The organism is Lentzea sp. JNUCC 0626, from assembly GCF_043632865.1.
Lineage (GTDB): Bacteria > Actinomycetota > Actinomycetes > Mycobacteriales > Pseudonocardiaceae > Lentzea.
This window is the reverse complement of record NZ_CP171635.1, coordinates 718649-736213: the sequence shown is the minus strand read 5'-3', so window position 1 is coordinate 736213 and position 17565 is coordinate 718649. Positions and strand designations below refer to the sequence as shown.

Here is a 17565-nt window from a genome sequence, read left to right as displayed (position 1 = left end):
CTTTCGGCTACTTGCCCCCGGTCGTCGCGATGCCCTGCACCAGGTACCGCTGGCCGACGAGGAACGCGAGGAAGATCGGGAGGAGCGACACCACGCTCATCGCGAACTGCGAGCCCCACGACGTGGCGACCGTCGAGTCGACGAACGAGCGCAGGGCGACGGGCACCGTGTACAGGTCCGGGTCCGTCAGGTAGATCAACTGGCTGAAGAAGTCGTTCCACGTCCAGATGAACGTGAAGATCGTCGTGGTCGCGAGCGCCGGTTTCATCAGCGGCAGCACGATCCGCAGGAAGATCCGCGGGTGCCCGCAGCCGTCGATGCGCGCGGCCTCGTCGAGTTCGCGCGGCAACCCGCGGATGAACTGCACCATCAGGAACACGAAGAACGCGTCGGTGGCGAGGATCTTCGGCACGATCAGCGGCAGGAACGTGTTGACCCAGCCGATGTTCGAGAACAGCACGTACTGCGGCACGATGATCACGTGGATCGGCAGCATGATCGTGCCGAGCATGATCCCGAACCACCACCGCTTGCCGCGGAAGTCCAGGCGGGCGAACGCGTACGCCGCCATCGAGCAGGACACGAGGTTGCCGACGATGCAGCCCAGCACCAGCATCGACGAGTTGGCCAGGTAGGTGCCGAACGACGGGGTGAGCGCGTTCCAGCCCTCGGTGTAGTTCTCGGTCCTCAGCCCGTCGAGGATCAGGCCGGGACTGCGGAAGATCTCGTCGTCAGGCCGCAGCGAACTCGCGATCATCCACAGCACCGGGTACAGCATCACGAACCCGATCACGACCAGGCCCACGTGCTTGAACACAGTCCTAGTCGTCATAGAAGACCCAGTACTTCGCCGCCCAGAAGTTGATCGCGGTGAAGCCCGCGATGATCAGCAGCAGGAACCACGCCAGCGCCGACGCGTAACCCATGTCGAACCGGCTGAAACCCTGCTGGTACAGGTAGAGCGTGTAGAACATGGTCGAGTCGGACGGCCCGCCGGTGCCGCCGGACACCACGAACGCCTGTGTGAACGACTGGAACGCGTGGATGATCTGCAACACCAGGTTGAAGAACAGGATCGGCGACAGCAACGGCAACGTGATCCGCCAGAACCGCTGCCACCGTCCTGCCCCGTCGATCGCGGCGGCCTCGTGGTAGACCTGCGGGATCTGCCGCAACCCGGCCAGGAAGATGATCATCGGCGAGCCGAACGTCCACACGTTCAGCACGATCAACGTCGACAGCGCCGTGTCCGGGTCGGAGATCCACCCCTTGCCCTGCACGCCGAAGAACCCCAGCACGCGGTTGACCAGCCCGTCGGTGCCGAAGACCTGCGTCCACAGCACCGCGATCGCCACGCTCGACCCGAGCAGTGAGGGCAGGTAGAACGCCGAACGGTAGAACGCCAGCCCGCGCAGTCCCCGGTTGAGCAACAGCGCGACGCCCAGCGCACACGCCAGTTGTAGCGGCACCGACACCAGCACGTAGGTGAACGTGACCCGCAGGGCGTTGTGCAGGCGGGGATCGGTGAGCACCCGCGCGAAGTTGTCGAAGCCGATGAACCTCGGCGGCTGGATCAGGTTGTACCGGGTGAAGCCCAGCCCGAACGACGCGAGCACCGGCCCGATCGTGATGAACAGCAGCCCGGCGAACCACGGCGCCAGGAACCAGAACGCCGCCTTGTTGTCGCGTTTGCGCACCTGAACGCCGTCACGGCGGAGGTGCCGCAGTTCGTCGAGAGCGCTCATGTGCTCCTGACCCCGTCGTCTGGAAAACGCTTTCCGGAGTCTGCATCGGTGCCATCACGAGCGTCAAGCAGGACTGTCGAACGCAGTCGAACGCAGTCGAACGGAACTGTCGAACGCGCTGTGAGCGTTCGACAGCCGGTCCTTTGTGGACGCCTAACTCACGGGTGTCATCCGGCGTCCGACGACGAACCAGAGCAGGCTGCCCACGAACGGCAACGAGAACACGACCAGCAGCCAGAGGATCTTCGCGCCGCAGCCGATCGGGGCGGCCAGCACGCTGATCAGGGCGGCGATCCAGAACACGAGCAACGCGAGCGCGCCCAGCGCCACTACGACAAGACCGGCCCCTTCGAGCCAGGTCACGTTCTGGTCCGACAGGGCGAACGAAGTGAGCATGCGACGACCCTAGGGCCGTTCGGAGTCATCCCGAGTCGTCCTGAAGGACGATCACGGCGTACTACCGTGAGCTGAGCTCTACTCGACCGCGCACTTCACGTTGTTGAACGCGAACGCCGTCGGCGGCCGGTGGGTGCCGCGCGAGTTGCCGTTGAACCCGAACTGCACCGACCCGCCCGCCGCGATCTGCCGGTTGTAGCTGGTGTTCGTCGCGCTGACGTACGAGCCGTACTGCCGCGCGGACGCGTCCCACGCCTCCCGCACGCTCTCGCCGTTGGAGAACGCCCACAGCAGCGACCAGCCGTTCACCTTCTCGCTTCCGGTGTTGCGCACGGTCACACTCGCCTGGAAGCCACCCTGCCACTGGCCGGTGACGCGGTAGGAGACGGAACACGCCCGCGCGGGCGGAGGTGGTGGCGGCGGCGGCGGAGTGGTCGTCATGGTTGGTGGCGGCGGTGTGGTCGTCGTCGGAACGGGCTTGGAGGTGTCTGAACCCTCGCATGGCGGGCCCCACAACCCCCGCTTCCCGACCTTCGCCTCTTCCTGCGCGGCGATCAACGGTCCGCCGTCCACGCCTTCCGGCCGCAGCGCGCCCTGCTGGACCGCCAGGACGGCGTAGTCGGTGCCGTCCTCCAGTTCCAGGTTCACCTCGCCGACCGTCAGCACGGTGTACCGGACCGAGGTCGCCAGCAGGGTCGTCCTGGCGAAGTCGAGCGAGGCCTTGGCGAAGCACTCCTTGGGCTCGGCCAGAAGTGCGATCTGCACCCGCGTGCCGTCGACGAACTCGACGGTCCTGGCGTCGATCACGTCCCGCACCACGGTGATCACGTCCTGCGGCGGCACGACCTTGCCGACCAGCGTCGGAGCCGTGAACGAGAGCGTCGGCGCCGGGGGTGGAGGCTCCTCGGCGGCAGGTTCGGCGGTGCACGCCGTGAGCAGCAACAACATCACCAACAGGTGCCCGCGTGCCACTTCCGCCCCCGACCGTCCACCCGACACGTCCCGCGGGGTCCGCCGATCGCCGTGAAGTTACTTGGCACGAAACGACTTTCCGCCGCCGTCCACACCGGACGACAGCGGCCTCCCGCTGCTGGTCTGTCGGTGGAAGTGATCAGCGCGTTACTTGCCGGGCGCGGCGGCGCAGTACACCCGCGGCGTTCCCCAGGCGTTGTCGGCGTCGCGAGAAGCGCGCACGTCCTGCAACGTCAGCAGGTCGACGTCGGCGAGGGCGATCTCGACGTGCTGCGGCGCGTCCCCCGCACTCGCCTGTCGCGTGGCGATCTCGACGCCGTCGGTCTTGATCACGAACTGCCCGGCGCCGCCCCCGGTGGTCGAGGCCGCGTCCTTGCCGACCCACACGGACAGGCGCGAACACCTGTTCTTGATCAGCCAGCTCCGGTAGTTGTCCGGTGCGACGCCGGACCCGCGCAGGCCGCTGAAGTAGGACTCCTTGCCGATGCCGATCGTCGCCACGACCTCCTGGCCGCCGCCGGACTCGACGGGCTCGTGCGTGGTGAGGTCGTACCACTGCTCACCGGGCGGTGTGGTCGTCGGGAGCGCGGCCGGGAGGACCTCGGTCGCCGGGGTCTCGCCGGGGTCTCTCAGTTCGCTGATCAGCACGGCGGTCCCGCCCGCCAGCGCGACCCCGAGAGCCGCGGAGATCCACTTCCAGTGACCACTACCGCCAGTCGTCATGTCCGGCTTTGTCTCGGCCGCGCATTGGTTCGTTACAGCCAGAGACCGACGAGGCCGATGATGAGGAGGAAAGTGACAACGGCCAGGAAGTGCCACGGCGCCAGGTCGACCCACTTGCGCACGCCACCACCGCCGGACGGTGCCGCGGGCCGGTGCTTCTCGATCTCCTCGCGGATCCCGGCCTGCACCCGGTTGCCCCGCAGCGAACTGGACGCGGACAGGGCGCCGACGACGACGTTGATCCGCTCCCCGTCGGTGGTGACCAGGGTGACCTCGCGGGTCGCCTCGACCGACGCGAGCGAAGCCCACGGCACCCAGTACGCGCGGAACCAGTTCACCACCAGCACGCCGGACTCGTGCACCTTCACAACGGCGTGCGCGCCCACCATCCACATGAACCAGATGAGCGGCGCCATGATCGCGACGAACTCGGCCTGCTCGGCGAACCCGTTGCCGGGGAACGGGTTGAGCAGCACGTACGCCGTCACGGCGAGCGCCGCCACCGACACCACCCAGCTGAAGGTGTTGTCGAACTTCCTGCGCAACACCGCTGCCACCCTGCCCCTGCCCATGCGCACACGATAGAACTCGACCATGCGCCTGCAGAACTTCATCGACCCCCGGCTCGCCGCACACGTCGAGGAGGCACGCGCGTCGAACGCCGAGCGCGGGCTCCGCCGAGGACCGTCGAGCCTCGCCGAGGTGAGCGTGCTCAGGACGCCGGAACCCGACGACAACACCCTGGTCAGCGCCGGCGGCAGGCAGGTGCCCGTGCGCGTCCACAGGCCGGCCGGTGCACCGAAGGGCGTCTACCTGGACTTCCACGGCGGCGGCTTCTACGCGGGTTCGGCGGCCGACGACGACGCCCGCAACCGCGACCTCGCGAACGCCCTGCAAGCAGTCGTTGTGAGCGTTCACTACCGGCTCGCCCCGGAACACCCGTGGCCCGCCGCGCCCGACGACGCCGAGACGGCCGCGCAGTGGCTGGTCGAGAACGCCGAACGGGAGTTCGGCACGACGAGGATGGTCATCGGAGGCTTCTCGGCCGGGGCCACGCTCGCCGTCACGACGCTGCTGCGGCTGCGCGACAAGGGCAACACCGGAGCGTTCGCCGGGGCAGCCCTGCAGTTCGGCACCTACGACCTGAGCGGCCTGACCCCGGCCGGGCGCAGGATCGCCGACGAGTACTTCATCGAGGCCTACGCGGGTCATGTGCCGGACCGCACCCTCCCGGACATCTCCCCCGTCTACGCCGACCTGCGCGGACTCCCGCCGCTGCTGATCGTCGTCGGGGACCAGGACGTGCTGCTCGAGGACAACCTCGCGCTGGCGGCGCGCGTGCTCAGTGCGGGCGGCGAGGTCGACCTCAAGGTCTACCCCGAGTCGCGGCACGGTTTCACCCGCCGCGACACCGCCATGGCCGCAGCCGCGAGAGAGGATGTTGAACGGTGGCTCGCTGCCTTCCTCTCCTAGACTCCGCAGCGGGACCGGAGATCAACTACGAGGTGAAGAACGATGAAGCTGGGCGATGTCACGCGAACCACCCTGGCGTGCGTGCGGATCTTCAACGGCGCGCTGGGGCTGTTCGCCGCGGACCGCATGGCGAAGAGCCTCGGCGACGAACTGGGTGACGACAAGCGGTTCGTCTACCCGGCGCGCATGTTCGGCATCCGCACCCTCGTGCTCGGCGTCGACCTGCTGACCCTCAAGAGCACCGACGCGAACGCCCGCCGCGTGCTCCAGCAGGCCGTGCTCATCCACGCCACGGACACCGCGGCCGCCGTCTACGCGGGCAGGCGCGGTGAGCTGCCGGCCAAGGCGGCGAAGCTGACCACGATCATCTCCGCGGTCAACACGGGGTTGGCCGTGGTCTCGCTGCTCACAGCGAAGAAGGACAGCTGAGCGGGCGGCCGTGACCGTCGAGATCGCCCTGCTCGGCGAGGTGAGCGCACGGGTCGGCGGACGCACCGCCGACCTGGGGCCCGCCCGTCAGCGCACGGTCCTCGCGGCGCTGGCGATCGACGTCGGCAGGGTCGTCGCGGTCGACCGGCTCACCGCGCGGGTCTGGGGCACCGACCCGCCCGCGCGCTCCCGGGCCACGTTGCACAGCTACCTGTCCCGGCTGCGGCACGCCCTGGGTGTCACGCTCACGGCCACCCCGGCCGGGTACGTGCTGGAGGCCGAAGAGTCCTCCGTGGACCTCATGAGGTTCCGGAAGCTCCACGAGGAAGCCAAGAACCTCGCGGGCGAACCCCGAGCCCGGCTCCTCACCGAGGCACTCGGCCTGTGGCGCGGCGAACCGCTCACCGGCGTCGCGGGCGACTGGGCCGACGTCACCCGCGAGCAGCTCGTCCGCGACCGCACCGAGGCCGAGCTGGACCTCGTCGACGCCCGCCTCGGCCTCGGGCAGGGTCCCGAACTGCTCGCCGCGATCTCCACCCGTGCCGCCAGGTTCCCGCTGGACGAACGGGTCGCCGCCCAGCACCTGTGCGCCCTCGCCCAGGCCGGACGCCTTCCCGAGGCGTTGGAGGAGTTCCACGCCGTCCGCGCGCGACTCAAGGCCGAACTCGGCACCGAACCCGGCCCGGCTCTGCGTGAGCAGCACGAGAAACTCCTGGCCAGCCACCCCGAACCACGCCGGGCCGTCCCGCGTCAGCTCCCGTCGGCACCCGCGAAGTTCGTCGGCCGCGACCAGGACCTCACCGACCTCGACGACGCGCTGAAGAACACGACCGTGGCGACGATCGCGGGTGCCGGCGGCATGGGCAAGACGTGGCTCGCGCTGCAGTGGGCGCACCGCAACCTGCACCGGTTCCCCGACGGCCAGCTGTTCGTGGACCTGCGCGGCTTCAGCCCCGACGAGTCGCCGATGGACCCGGACGTCGCCATCCGCGGCTTCCTGCCCGCGCTCGGTGTCGACGCGAACCGCGTCCCGCCCACCGAGAGCGCCAGGGCCGCGTTGTTCCGCGACGTCACGAAGAAGCGGCGGATGCTCCTCGTGATCGACAACGCCGCCGACGCCGCGCAGGTCGCGCCGCTGCTGCCCGGCGGTACGACCTGCCGGGTCCTCGTGACGAGCCGCCACCGGCTGCCGTCGCCGTCGGCGCTCGGGCTGGACGTGCTCACCGACCACGAGGCGACCGCGTTGCTGGCCGGGCTGATCGGCACGACCAGACTCGACGCCGAACCCCTCGCCGCGACCAGGCTGATCGACCTGTGCGGCGGGTTGCCGCTGGCGCTCAGCATCGCCGGTGCCCGCGTGCTGACCGAGCCGGGTCTCGCGCTCGCCGACCTCGCCCGTCAGCTCGACGAGCTCAGGCTGGCCGCGCTCGACGCCGACCCGCGGGTGAGCGTGCCGGTCGTGCTCTCGGGGTCCTACCGCGCGTTGCCGGAGCGGCAGAAGACCGTGTTCGCGCTGCTCGGCGGCGCACCGGGCGAGGACATCGACCTGCACGCGGCCGCCGGCCTCGCAGGTCTGTCCACTGAGGACGTCCGAGAGGCGTTGACGGCGCTGGCGCAGGCGTCGCTGGTCTCGATCGGCGCCGGGTTCCGCGTCCGCATGCACGACCTCGTGCGCACCTACGCCGCGGAACAGCCGATCGACGGGCGCGCGGAGGCGTTGCGGCGCCTGGTGGACCACCACGTGCACACCGCGCACGCCCACGACCGGCTGATCGACCCGTACCGCCCGTTGATCGCGCTCGGCGAACCGACCGGACCCGTCGTCGTCGCCGGGGACAAGGCGGGCGCGCTGGCGTGGTTCGACGCCGAACGCGAGACCCGCCGGGCCGTGCAACGCGCCGCGGCCCTGCACGGCCACAACGACGAGGTCGTGCTGCTGGCCAGGGTGTCGCACGCCTACCACCAGCAACGAGGCCGGCTCGACGACGAACTCGCGATGTGGCAGACCGCGCTCGACGTGGCGCAGGACCCGGCGGACCGGGCCGTCGCGCACCGGATCATGGGCAGCAGCCTCGGCCAGGTGGGCCGCTTCGACGAGGCCCTGCACCACCTGAGCGAGTCGGTCGCGGTCGCCGAGCAGGTCGGTGAGGCGCTGCCGATCGCCGACGCGCACGGCACGCTCGCCTGGTTGTGGGCCAGCCGGGATGAGCACGCACGGGCGTTCGAGCACGCCAAGGCCGCGCTGCCGCACTACGAGAAGTCCGGCAACCAGATGCTGATCGCCATGGCGCACAACAACATCGCGCACTGCGCGGTCGAGGTCGGCGACACCGAGCAGGGCAGGACCTCGTCGGCCAGGGCACTCGGCCTGCTGCACGAACTGAAGGACCGGCAGGGCGAGGCGAGCGCTCTCGACACCCTGGCCCGCATCGAGCACGAGTGCGGCGACCACGAGACGGCGATCACCCACTACGAGCACGCCTTGGAGCTGTTCCAAGAAGAGGGTGACAACTACAGCGCCGCGAACACGCTGATCAACCTCGGCGAACCCCACCTCGCACTCGGTCAGCACCAGCAGGCCGTGGAGGTGTGGCGCAGGGCACTCGCGATGCTCGAACAGCAGGACCGCGAGGACGACGCGGCACGAGTGCGTGATCGACTGGGGTCCGCCGGACCAGGGTGACTCACGGGCGCGAACGACCCCCTGGTCGCGGAAGTCTGACTCCTGAACAGAGAATCACTGAGGAGCGGACATGCCGAGCATCACCCTGATCCAGCACACCACCGCGACGCCGGAGCAGTTCGTCGCCGGGCTCACCGACTTCGGCCCCGGCCGCGCGGACCTCTTCCCCAACAGCGCCGACGCCGACCTGCGGGTGCACGACCGCGGTGACACGTTCGCCGACGTCACCGAGGGGTCCGGCGGCATCTGGGAACGCCTGCACTACGACTGGTCCGACCCCACCAGGATCGTGCTGACCACGGTGGACTCCAACGTCTGGGGTGGACGGTCTGGCCACACCTACACGTTCACGAAGACCCAGGACGGGACGCTCGTGCACGCCGAGGTCGTCCGGGAAGGCAAGAACTTCAAGGGAAAGCTGCTCGGCCTGTCCCTCGGCCTGCTGGGCCGCAAGGTGCTGGGCGGCGCGCTGGAGAAGACCGTGCGGGCGATCGAGGCGCGCGGTTAGGCAGTGCGCTGGAACGAGCCGCGCTCGCGGCCTGCCGGAGCCGCACCACACTCCTGGTCGCGCACCGGTTGACCCGGGCGATCGCCTCGGACCGGATCGTGGTTCTCGACGCGGGGCCGGGTACTGGAACAGAGAACGCACGAAGAACTGGTGGCGCGTGACAGGCGTTGCTGTGGGCCGCTTGGCGATTCGGCACCTCGAACAGCCAGGGCGGCCCTCACCAACCGGGAAGGGATGGCTGAGTCGTCGATGGAACAGTTGGCTGACTGCGACGTACTTCTTCCGACCGCTCGGATCGTCTCCATCCAGCGTCGCGCCGGTGAGTACCCGGAACGGACCGTCGCCGTGGCGAGTGCGGTGGCACTGGCTTTCTGGGCGAACCCCGGGCTGGTGGTCGACGGCTTCGAACTCACGCCGTCGTCGTTGTTCAGCGACCTGTTCGCGTGGGCCGACGAGGGCCGGTCCTGGGCCGTCATCGAACGTCCCGGCGGCTGGGCCGTTCCCGTGCCCAACGGTGTCGACCTCGGCGACGCCCACCGCGTGCTGGACGACCTCGCCGAGTTGCCGCATCGCGCGCTCGGTTCGTTGACCAGGTGCGACTACGCGCTCGGCAGCTCGGTCAGGTTCCAGCTGGCCAGCAGGCGCAGGTTCTGCTCGGACGGCGACCCCGGCTCCACCGTGTGCAGCGCGATGGACATCTCCGGGTCGCCGTCCACCGTCAGCGACTCGTAGGCCACGGTGATCTCGCCGACCACCGGGTGGTGCAGGGTCTTCGTGCCGTGCGAGTGCAGGTGCACGTCGTTGTCGGCCCACCAGCGGCGGAAGTCCTGGTCCCGCACCGACAACTCGCCGACGAGGGTCGCCAGCTTCGGGTCGTGCGGATGGCGTCCGGCGTACATGTGCAGGTGCGCGACGGCCAGCCGGGCGTTGGCCTCCCAGTCGTCGTAGAGCTCGCGGGCCGCCGGGTTCAGGAACATGAACCGGAGGGCGTTGCGGTCGTTCGGCTCACCCCCGAAGTCCAGGTACAACGCTTTCGCCAGCGCGTTCGTCGCGAGCACGTCCGAGCGGCGGCCGAGCAGCATCGCGGGGATGTCGGTCATCGAGTCCAGCGCCCTGATCAGGCCGGGGCGGACTCGTTGCGGTGGCAGCGCCCGGGCTTTGCGGGTTGGTTTGGCCACTGTGTACAGATGGGCGCGTTCGACCTCGTTCAACCGCAACGCCCGTGCCAGTGCGTCCAAAACGGACTCGGAGACGTTCACGTCGCGGCCGCGTTCCAGCCGCACGTAGTAGTCGACGCTCACGCCCGCGAGCTGGGCGACCTCTTCCCTGCGCAGCCCGGGAACCCGGCGCGTGCCGGGCAGCGCGGGCAGCCCCGCCTCCTCGGGCGTGACCTTGGCCCGGCGGGAGCGGAGGAACTCGCGGAGTTCGGTGTTCACCACTCCAGCGTAGGACGGTTCGCGGCGACGTGCGGGGTACTGACAGGCCCTGTCACGCGACCCCGGACCGGGTGTCTGGTGGAGGACATGGAACAGAGGATTCTCGGCACGACCGGCATCACGGTCAGCTCGTACGCACTCGGCGCGATGACGTTCGGCAGCTTCTCGATCGGCGACCACGACGAGTCGGTGCGCATGATCCACACCGCGCTCGACGCGGGCATCAACTTCATCGACACCGCGGACATCTACTCGCAGGGCGAGTCCGAGGTGATCGTCGGCAAGGCGATCAAGGGCCGCCGCGACGACGTGGTGCTCGCGACGAAGTTCGGTCTTCCCATGGGGGACAACCCGAACACGCGGGGCGGTGCGGCGCGCTGGGTGAAGCAGGCGGTCGAGGACAGCCTGCGGCGCCTGGACGTCGACCACATCGACCTCTACCAGATGCACCGCCCTGACCAGCACACCGACATCGACGACACCCTGGCGGCGCTCACCGACCTGGTGCGGGCGGGCAAGGTCCGCAGCATCGGCTCGTCGGCGTTCCCCGCGAGCGAGATCGTCGAGGCGCAGTGGGTGGCCGAGAAGCGCGGCTACCAGCGGTTCCGCACCGAACAGCCGCAGTACTCGCTGCTCGACCGCGCGATCGAGGCCGACGTGCTGCCGACCGTGCAACGGCACGGCATGGGCGTGCTGACCTGGAGCCCGCTCGCCGGCGGGTGGCTGTCCGGCCGCACCGACCCGGCCGCCGGCAGCGCCCCGCGCTCGGTGTGGGGTGGCATGTTCGACCGCGACGACCGGGACAACCAGGCGAAGCTCGCCGCCGTCGGGGAGTTCGCCAAGCTCGCCGCCGAGGCCGGGGTGCCGTTGCCGACGCTCGCGACGGCGTTCGTGCTCAACCACCCGGCGGTGACGTCGGTGATCCTCGGCGTGAGCAAGCCGCAGCACCTCGCGAGCCTGCTGGAGCACTCCGACTTCCGGCTCACCGAGGACGTGCTCGACCGGATCGACGAGATCGTCTACCCCGGCACGAACGTGCGCCAGAAGGACGCCTTCATCCTCACGCCGGTGATCCAGGACAAGCGGTTGCGCCGTCGTTAGTCCTGCAACGGCCACACCTCTACAACGCCGTGCGCCACCGCGCACGGCGTTTTGGCGACCATGTCGACGGCCTCCTCCAGCGAGTCGGCCTCGATGAGCGCGAACCCGGCGATCGGCAGCGCCGAGGTCATGAACGGGCCCTTGTCGACTGTCGTCCCGGTGGCGCCGGGGTTGCGCACCTGGACGGGCGCGCCGGCGATGCCCATCTCCGCGCCGGCCGCCCGCAGTCGTTCGTCGTGGGCGTGCGCCGCGTCGCGGATGACCGGATCCGTCCTGTCATAGCCCGAACGCTCTCCGTAGCCGATCGTCACGAACCTCATCGCTGAACCTCCTCATTCCGGACTCTTCAGCAATACCGACTTCTCGCGCACTCGAAACTCATCGGCCCGTTCATCGACTGTTCACCTCACGATTGCGACCACGCTCCCTGTTCGGGCGTCGAAGTGACGAAAGATCTGTTCCCTGACAGGGCTTTTTCGCAGAGGTGGACAGTGAAGAGAACACTCGGCATCGGTCTCGCGGTAGTGCTGCTCGCGGGTGTCATCACGGCGATCGTGCTCGGCCAGGGCAGCGGTGACACGGTCGCGCTTCAGACCGTGCGCGGGGTGATCGGCTCGGAGAAGCTCGCGTTCTTCGCCGACCAGCGGGTCAAGGACGAGTTCGCGAAGCACGGTCTCAAGGTCGAGGTGGATCCGGCCGGGTCGCGGCAGATCGCGACGGTCACCGACCTGAACGCGTACGACTTCGCGTTCCCGTCGTCGGCTCCCGCGGCCGAGAAGATCCAGCGCGACCGCAAGGCCGCGCGGACGTACGCGCCGTTCTCGTCGCCGATGGTCATCGCGTCGTTCGACCCGATCATCGACCTGCTGACGCAGGCCGGCGTGGTGAAGTCCGGGCCGGGCTACCCGACGTTCGACGTGCAGGCGTACCTGGACCTCGCGGCGAAGGGCACGCGCTGGGACCAGTTGCCGGGCAACACCTCCTACCCGGCCCGCAAGAACCTGCTCGTCACCACGACCGACCCGCGCGACTCGAACTCGGCCGCGATGTACCTCGCGATCACGTCGTTCGTCGCGAACGGCGGGGTCGTGAGCTCGCCCGACGCCGAGGCGAAGGTGCTGCCGCCGGTGACGAAGTTGTTCCTGGACCAGGGATACACGCAGAGCAGCACCGAGGGCCCGTTCGAGGACTACCTGTCCGCCGGGATGGGCAAGACGCCGCTGGTGCTCGCGTACGAGGCGCAGTTCGTGGACCGGGTGGTGCGCGGCGACTCGTCGGTGCGGCCGGACATGAAGCTGCTCTACCCCGCGCCGACCGTGTTGTCCAAGCACACGCTCGTGCCGCTGCGCGAGCCCGGTGACCGCGTCGGCCAGTTGCTCCAGACCGATCCCGAACTGGGCAAGCTCGCCGCGACGTTCGGCTTCCGGACCGCGGACCCCAAGTACTTCAACGACATCGTCAAGGAGAAGAACCTGACCGTGCCGCAGACGATCGTGGACGTGGTCGAACCGCCCGCGCACGAGACGCTGGAGCGGATGCTCGAAGCGATCGCGAAGCAGTACTGACATGACGGACTTCGTGCTCACCCCACCGGATCCAGTCGAGCCCGTGCCGGTCGACCGCGCCGCCGGGCTGATCCCCGTCGCCGACGAGACCCGCGTCGAGCTGTCGGCGCAGGCCGAGGCGTTCCTGTCCGCGCTCGGAGCCGTCGACCCGCAGTCACCCGACTTCAGCCGGATCGTGGACGAGGCGTTGGTGCTCGGCGAGGCCGAGATGCGGGCCGCGGCGCAGATCGCGGGCCGGATGCTCGACCGCACCCTCGCGTCCGTGTCGTCCCCGCACGGCGCGCAGATCTCGACCAGCCTCACCGACCTGCGCCGGTCGGCGCGCGAACTCGACCCGCAGGACCTCTCGAAGCTCACCGGCCGCAAGATCCTCGGATTCATCCCCGGTGGCAACGCCGCGCGCGGCCTGCTGGCGCGGTTGCGGGCGGCGGACGAGCCGATCAACCGGATCGTGCTGAAGCTGCGGTCGGGCCAGGACGCCCTGAAGCGCGACAACGCGGCCATCAAGGGCGAGCGGCAGCGGTTGTGGGACCTGATGACCAAGCTGTCCGCCGACGCGGCGCTGGCCGGGGAGATGGACGAGGCCGTCGAACGGCAGGTCGCGATCCTCGACCTCGCCGAACCCGCACGGGCGCAGGCGTTGCGCGCGGACGTCCTCTTCGGACTGCGGCAACGGCACCAGGACCTGCTGACGCAGCTCGCGGTGTGCGCGCAGGGGTACATGGCGCTGGACGTGGTGCGCCGCAACAACGACGAGCTGATCAAGGGCATCGAACGGTCGGTCAGCACGACCGTCACGGCGTTGCGGATCGGGGTCGCGGTCGCCGCGGCACTGGCGGGGCAGCGCGAGGTGATCGACCAGGTGGACGCCGTGCGCGGGCTCACCGACTCGCTGCTGAAGTCGAACGCGGCGCTGATGTCGTTGCAGGGTCAGGACATCCAGCGCATCGCCTCGACCCCGGCCGTCGGCATCGAGGCCGTGCGGACGTCGTTCGACCAGATCTACGCGGCGATCGACGCGATCGACACCTTCAAGGCCCGCGCGGCCGACTCGATGTCCACCACGGTGTCCGCGCTGGACGCCGAGATCCGCCGCGCCCACGACCACCTGAGCCGCGTGCGCGGCGCTGAGGAGTCAGCATGATCCGCCGCTTCCTCCCCGTCCTGGGCGTCGTGGCCCTGCTGGCGGGGTGTTCCGACTCGGCCAACCCCGCCCAGCCCGTCGGCGAGGCCACTCCGGGCACGTTGCGCGTGCTCGCCGGCAGTGAACTGGCCGACCTCCAGCCGGTCCTCGACGAGGCGGCGAAGGCGACCGGCGTCAGCGTGAAGTTCAGCTTCAGCGGCACCATCGAGGGTGCCGAGAAGGTCGCGAGCGGGGAGGCCGAGAAGGGCTTCGACGCCGTCTGGTTCTCCTCCAACCGCTACCTCGAACTCGTTCCGGACGCCCAGAAACGCCTCGGCACGCCGACCAAGGTGATGTCCTCCCCCGTCGTGCTGGGCCTGCCCGCCGCCAAGGTCACCGAGCTGGGCTGGGACGGCAGGCGGGTCGGCTGGGCCGACATCGCGGCCGCCGCCGGAGCCAGGAAGTTCAGCTACGGCATGACGGACCCGTCCGCGTCCAACTCGGGCTTCTCCGCGCTCGTCGGCGTGGCGGCCGCGCTCTCGGGTTCGGGTTCGGCACTGGACGCGGCCTCCATCAACGCGGTGGCACCGCAGCTCAAGCAGTTCTTCTCGGCTCAGACGCTGTCCGCCGGTTCGTCCGGCTGGCTCTCCGAGGCGTACCTGAAGCGCGCGACCGGCCAGGACCCCGGGACCAAAGTGGACGGTCTGATCAACTACGAGTCGGTGTTGCTGTCGTCACCCCAGCCGTTGACATTGATCTACCCGAACGACGGCGTGGTGACCGCCGACTACCCGCTGACGTTGCTGACGTCGGCCTCCTCGGAAGCTCGTGAAGCACACCAGAAGCTCTCGGACCATCTGAAGGGCGCCGAGGTCCAGCGCAAGATCATGGAGACCACGCACCGGCGCCCCGCCGTGCCGCAGGTCCCGCTGGACACCAAGTTCACGGTGAAGGACCTGGTGGAACTCCCGTTCCCCGGCAGCCAGTCCGCTGTGGACGGTCTGATCACCACGTACTTCGACCAACTCCGCCGCCCGTCCCGCACGCTCTACGTGCTCGACATCTCCGGTTCCATGCAGGGCGACCGCATCGAGGGCCTCCGCCAGGCGCTGGTGGGCCTCACCGGCGCCGACTCGTCTCTGGCAGGCAAGTTCAGCCGGTTCCACGGCCGCGAGCAGGTGACCTTGCTGCCGTTCAGCAGCAGCGCCAGGCCGCCGATGCAGTACGAGGTGCCGCAGGACAACCCCCAGCAGGTCCTCGACCAGATCCGCTCCACGGCGACGGCGTTGGAGGCCGCGGGCGGCACGGCGATCTACAGCAGCCTGCGCGGCGGCTACGACGTGTTGCGCGCGCAGATCGACGCCGACCCGGACCGCTTCACGTCGATCGTGCTGATGACCGACGGCGAGAACACCGGCAGCGAGGACGTGAACGAGTTCTCCAGGTTCCACGACGGACTGCCAGCGAACCTCAAGGGCATCCCGATCTTCCCCGTGCTGTTCGGCGAGAGCGCCACGACGGAGATGGACCAGGTGGCGAAGATCAGCGGCGGCAAGGTGTTCGACGCCCGCAGCCGCTCGCTCTCGTCGGCCTTCAAGGAGATCCGTGGCTATCAGTAGATATCTCGCCTCCTGGAAGAACCTCGCCGGCTGCGCCCTCGGCCTGCTGGGCCTGGGCCTGCACTTCGCCGGGCTGGCGGGCTCGTACTGGGTGGTCGTCGTGATCGGCCTCTACCTGGTCGGCGCGCTGGCCGCCCCACCGGACCGCATCACGCTGGTGACGGACCCGGCCGAGGAAGCCGGTGCGCTGCGGACGGAACTCGACGCACTGGTCCTGCGCGTGCACGGCCTTCGCGTTCCGGACGAGGCGAAACCGCGGATCGGCGAGATCGCGGAGGTGCTGCGCGGCATGCTGGAGCGGCCCCGCGAACTCCGTGCCGACCCGGACGCGCTGCACGCCGTGACCCGGCTCGTCGGCACCGATCTGCCGTTGTCGTTGCAGAGCTACCTGAACCTGCCCTGGTGGTACGCGGCGGCGAAGGGGTCCGGCGCGGAACTGGTGCGGCAGCTGGACCTGCTGCACGCCGACGCCGTCCGCACCGCGGAACGGTTCCACGCGGCGGACGCGCAACGGCAGGCCGACCACGGGCGGTACCTGGAGGACAGGGACTAGGCTCGCGATCATGAGGTACGTCAGGGTGTTCGCGGACGAGACCGGCGAATCGGCCTTCGAGGACGTCGAGGTGCGAGGCACACCAACGGTCACGGTCGAGGGCGTGCCCCCTCTCCTGGTGTCCGGCCCGTTCCTGGCCTCCCGCCTGCTGCTCGTCGAGCAGCCCGACGGCGGCACCCCGGACTGGGAACCGCACGTGGCGCCGAGGGAACAGTGGCTGATCGTGCTGACCGGCAGGGCCGCGGTCACGGTCTCGAGCGGTGAACGGCGCGAGTTCGGGCCCGGCGCGCTGCTGTCCTTTGAGGACACCACGGGTGCGGGCCATCTCTCGACACCGTTGACGGACGACCTGTCTTATGCGATGTTCCCGCGTCACACCTGATGTCCCAGCGCGGCCGACAGGTCCCGCGCCGCGCCCGCCACGATCCGCCCCAGCTTGTCGAGCTGCGCCCCGATCCGTTCCTTGGGCGCCGACACGTTCAGCGCTGCCACCACCCGTGAAGTGAAGTCGTACACCGGAGCCGATGCAGCAACCACGCCTCGCTCCAACTCCTCGTCCGAGGTGGCGTACCCGCGTTCGCGCACCCGCCGCAGCTCGCTGACCAGCGAGTCCAGGTCGGTGATCGAGTTGGGGCGCGGCGAGGGTTGCGCGAGGACGGCGAACGTCGAATCGGCCCGCTCCCCCGCCTCCAGCACACCCTCGTCGTGCCCGTGCTCGGCGTACCAGACCTCGAGCGAGCCCTCGTCCCAGTCGCTCAGCAGCGCCCGTCCGGACGGAGTCCGCCACGCAGCCGTGGTCACGCCCTCCCAGCCGGTGGTGTGAAAGCGGTTCGGGCTCAACTCGCTGAGCAACGTCAACACGTTCCCGCCGCGCAACACGCAGAGGTGCGCGGTCTCGCGGGTCACGTGCGCCAGGCGCTTGAGGTGGCCGCGCGCGTTCCACGCCAGCGCCCCCTCGGCGGTACGAGCGGCCAACGCGAACAGCCGCGACCCCAGCCGGTAAGCCTGCGAGTCTGGATCACGGTCGACCAGCCCGCTCTCGGCCAAAGTCGCCAACGTCCGCGAGACGACGGTCTTGTCGCGGCCGACGAGCGCGGCGATGCGGACGACGCCGAGCCCGCCCGCCTGGACCGCTTCCGGCCGTCCGAGCACCTCCAGCACTTCGATGTCGCGTGCCAGTCCGGCCGAGTTGCGTCGTGAAGATCCCTGCATGGCGGGGCACTTTACGAGGGGTGTTGC

The 17565-nt window shown here is 69.5% G+C and carries 19 protein-coding genes; 10 read left to right on the top strand and 9 right to left on the bottom strand.

Annotated elements, in window-relative coordinates; all coding sequences use genetic code 11:
* Nucleotides 1-7: 7 nt before the first annotated feature.
* From JNUCC0626_RS03540 to JNUCC0626_RS03515, 6 genes are all read right to left on the bottom strand, one after another.
* Nucleotides 8-832 (bottom strand): carbohydrate ABC transporter permease, encoded by an 825-nt coding sequence (locus tag JNUCC0626_RS03540; protein WP_394618192.1) that lies wholly within the window; start codon nt 830-832, stop codon nt 8-10.
* Nucleotides 822-1745 (bottom strand): carbohydrate ABC transporter permease, encoded by a 924-nt coding sequence (locus JNUCC0626_RS03535; protein WP_394618191.1) that lies wholly within the window; start codon nt 1743-1745, stop codon nt 822-824. The genes JNUCC0626_RS03540 and JNUCC0626_RS03535 overlap by 11 nt, the downstream gene beginning before the upstream one ends.
* A 153-nt stretch (nt 1746-1898) precedes the next feature.
* Nucleotides 1899-2141 carry a PLD nuclease N-terminal domain-containing protein gene (locus tag JNUCC0626_RS03530; RefSeq protein ID WP_394618190.1) on the bottom strand — a complete coding sequence of 81 codons (243 nt, stop codon included), beginning with the start codon at nt 2139-2141 and terminating at the stop codon, nt 1899-1901.
* Nucleotides 2142-2219: 78 nt separating this feature from the next.
* Nucleotides 2220-3113, bottom strand: a complete 894-nt coding sequence (locus JNUCC0626_RS03525; protein WP_394618189.1) for a cellulose binding domain-containing protein — start codon at nt 3111-3113, stop codon at nt 2220-2222.
* 147 nt (nt 3114-3260) lie between these two features.
* Nucleotides 3261-3836 carry an NPCBM/NEW2 domain-containing protein gene (locus JNUCC0626_RS03520; RefSeq protein ID WP_394618188.1) on the bottom strand — a complete coding sequence of 192 codons (576 nt, stop codon included), beginning with the start codon at nt 3834-3836 and terminating at the stop codon, nt 3261-3263.
* A gap of 32 nt (nt 3837-3868) precedes the next feature.
* Nucleotides 3869-4408 carry a PH domain-containing protein gene (locus JNUCC0626_RS03515; protein WP_394618187.1) on the bottom strand — a complete coding sequence of 180 codons (540 nt, stop codon included), beginning with the start codon at nt 4406-4408 and terminating at the stop codon, nt 3869-3871.
* A 22-nt stretch (nt 4409-4430) separates the two neighbouring features.
* Between JNUCC0626_RS03515 and JNUCC0626_RS03510 the strand changes: the two genes are divergently transcribed.
* The 4 genes from JNUCC0626_RS03510 to JNUCC0626_RS03495 all read left to right on the top strand — a co-directional run bounded on the left by JNUCC0626_RS03510 (nt 4431) and on the right by JNUCC0626_RS03495 (nt 8929).
* On the top strand, nt 4431-5309 hold the full coding sequence (locus JNUCC0626_RS03510) for an alpha/beta hydrolase (protein ID WP_394618186.1): 879 nt from the start codon (nt 4431-4433) through the stop codon (nt 5307-5309).
* 42 nt (nt 5310-5351) lie between these two features.
* Nucleotides 5352-5738 (top strand): hypothetical protein, encoded by a 387-nt coding sequence (locus JNUCC0626_RS03505; protein WP_394618185.1) that lies wholly within the window; start codon nt 5352-5354, stop codon nt 5736-5738.
* A 10-nt stretch (nt 5739-5748) separates the two neighbouring features.
* A complete protein-coding gene (locus JNUCC0626_RS03500) occupies nt 5749-8421 on the top strand; it encodes an AfsR/SARP family transcriptional regulator (protein ID WP_394618184.1) in 2673 nt (890 codons plus the stop codon).
* A 70-nt stretch (nt 8422-8491) separates the two neighbouring features.
* The gene (locus tag JNUCC0626_RS03495; RefSeq protein WP_394618183.1) at nt 8492-8929 is read left to right on the top strand and encodes a hypothetical protein; all 438 of its coding nucleotides are present in this window, start codon (nt 8492-8494) and stop codon (nt 8927-8929) included.
* Between the two features lie 599 nt (nt 8930-9528).
* Here JNUCC0626_RS03495 and JNUCC0626_RS03490 read toward each other — a convergent pair.
* On the bottom strand, nt 9529-10365 hold the full coding sequence (locus tag JNUCC0626_RS03490; RefSeq protein WP_394618182.1) for a helix-turn-helix transcriptional regulator: 837 nt from the start codon (nt 10363-10365) through the stop codon (nt 9529-9531).
* Between the two features lie 87 nt (nt 10366-10452).
* On the opposite strand from JNUCC0626_RS03490, the gene JNUCC0626_RS03485 reads away from it, so the two are divergent.
* Complete coding sequence (locus JNUCC0626_RS03485) at nt 10453-11466, top strand: aldo/keto reductase (protein WP_394618181.1); 1014 nt, start codon at nt 10453-10455, stop codon at nt 11464-11466.
* Here the strand turns inward: JNUCC0626_RS03485 and JNUCC0626_RS03480 are convergent.
* Nucleotides 11463-11786, bottom strand: coding sequence for a YciI family protein (locus tag JNUCC0626_RS03480; protein ID WP_394618180.1), 324 nt, complete (start codon nt 11784-11786; stop codon nt 11463-11465). The genes JNUCC0626_RS03485 and JNUCC0626_RS03480 overlap by 4 nt on opposite strands.
* Before the next feature lie 171 nt (nt 11787-11957).
* Here JNUCC0626_RS03480 and JNUCC0626_RS03475 point away from each other — a divergent pair, with 171 nt between their 5' ends.
* Genes JNUCC0626_RS03475 through JNUCC0626_RS03455 form a run of 5 tightly spaced genes read left to right on the top strand, consistent with a single transcriptional unit; the run spans nt 11958 to nt 16708 of the window.
* Complete coding sequence (locus JNUCC0626_RS03475; protein ID WP_394618179.1) at nt 11958-13031, top strand: hypothetical protein; 1074 nt, start codon at nt 11958-11960, stop codon at nt 13029-13031.
* A 1-nt stretch (nt 13032) separates the two neighbouring features.
* Entirely contained in the window at nt 13033-14175 is a 1143-nt protein-coding gene (locus JNUCC0626_RS03470; protein ID WP_394618178.1) for a toxic anion resistance protein, read from the top strand.
* The gene (locus tag JNUCC0626_RS03465; RefSeq protein ID WP_394618177.1) at nt 14172-15773 is read left to right on the top strand and encodes a vWA domain-containing protein; all 1602 of its coding nucleotides are present in this window, start codon (nt 14172-14174) and stop codon (nt 15771-15773) included. Before JNUCC0626_RS03470 ends, JNUCC0626_RS03465 begins: the two co-directional genes overlap by 4 nt.
* The gene (locus JNUCC0626_RS03460; protein WP_394618176.1) at nt 15760-16326 is read left to right on the top strand and encodes a hypothetical protein; all 567 of its coding nucleotides are present in this window, start codon (nt 15760-15762) and stop codon (nt 16324-16326) included. Before JNUCC0626_RS03465 ends, JNUCC0626_RS03460 begins: the two co-directional genes overlap by 14 nt.
* A gap of 10 nt (nt 16327-16336) precedes the next feature.
* Entirely contained in the window at nt 16337-16708 is a 372-nt protein-coding gene (locus JNUCC0626_RS03455; RefSeq protein WP_394618175.1) for a hypothetical protein, read from the top strand.
* Here JNUCC0626_RS03455 and JNUCC0626_RS03450 read toward each other — a convergent pair.
* Nucleotides 16699-17538, bottom strand: coding sequence for an IclR family transcriptional regulator (locus tag JNUCC0626_RS03450; RefSeq protein WP_394618174.1), 840 nt, complete (start codon nt 17536-17538; stop codon nt 16699-16701). The two genes, JNUCC0626_RS03455 and JNUCC0626_RS03450, sit on opposite strands and share 10 nt — an antisense overlap.
* Nucleotides 17539-17565 lie beyond the last annotated feature (27 nt).

Excerpts from the sequence above, each read along its gene's own strand:
- JNUCC0626_RS03485 (WP_394618181.1), top strand. The coding sequence starts at position 10,453 with ATGGAACAGAGGATTCTCGGCACGACCGGCATCACGGTCAGCTCGTAC.
- JNUCC0626_RS03535 (WP_394618191.1), bottom strand. The coding sequence starts at position 1,745 with ATGAGCGCTCTCGACGAACTGCGGCACCTCCGCCGTGACGGCGTTCAG.
- JNUCC0626_RS03520 (WP_394618188.1), bottom strand. The coding sequence starts at position 3,836 with ATGACGACTGGCGGTAGTGGTCACTGGAAGTGGATCTCCGCGGCTCTC.
- JNUCC0626_RS03455 (WP_394618175.1), top strand. The coding sequence starts at position 16,337 with ATGAGGTACGTCAGGGTGTTCGCGGACGAGACCGGCGAATCGGCCTTC.
- JNUCC0626_RS03470 (WP_394618178.1), top strand. The coding sequence starts at position 13,033 with ATGACGGACTTCGTGCTCACCCCACCGGATCCAGTCGAGCCCGTGCCG.
- JNUCC0626_RS03515 (WP_394618187.1), bottom strand. The coding sequence starts at position 4,408 with ATGGGCAGGGGCAGGGTGGCAGCGGTGTTGCGCAGGAAGTTCGACAAC.
- JNUCC0626_RS03480 (WP_394618180.1), bottom strand. The coding sequence starts at position 11,786 with ATGAGGTTCGTGACGATCGGCTACGGAGAGCGTTCGGGCTATGACAGG.
- JNUCC0626_RS03530 (WP_394618190.1), bottom strand. The coding sequence starts at position 2,141 with ATGCTCACTTCGTTCGCCCTGTCGGACCAGAACGTGACCTGGCTCGAA.
- JNUCC0626_RS03540 (WP_394618192.1), bottom strand. The coding sequence starts at position 832 with ATGACGACTAGGACTGTGTTCAAGCACGTGGGCCTGGTCGTGATCGGG.
- JNUCC0626_RS03465 (WP_394618177.1), top strand. The coding sequence starts at position 14,172 with ATGATCCGCCGCTTCCTCCCCGTCCTGGGCGTCGTGGCCCTGCTGGCG.
- JNUCC0626_RS03495 (WP_394618183.1), top strand. The coding sequence starts at position 8,492 with ATGCCGAGCATCACCCTGATCCAGCACACCACCGCGACGCCGGAGCAG.
- JNUCC0626_RS03450 (WP_394618174.1), bottom strand. The coding sequence starts at position 17,538 with ATGCAGGGATCTTCACGACGCAACTCGGCCGGACTGGCACGCGACATC.
- JNUCC0626_RS03510 (WP_394618186.1), top strand. The coding sequence starts at position 4,431 with ATGCGCCTGCAGAACTTCATCGACCCCCGGCTCGCCGCACACGTCGAG.
- JNUCC0626_RS03505 (WP_394618185.1), top strand. The coding sequence starts at position 5,352 with ATGAAGCTGGGCGATGTCACGCGAACCACCCTGGCGTGCGTGCGGATC.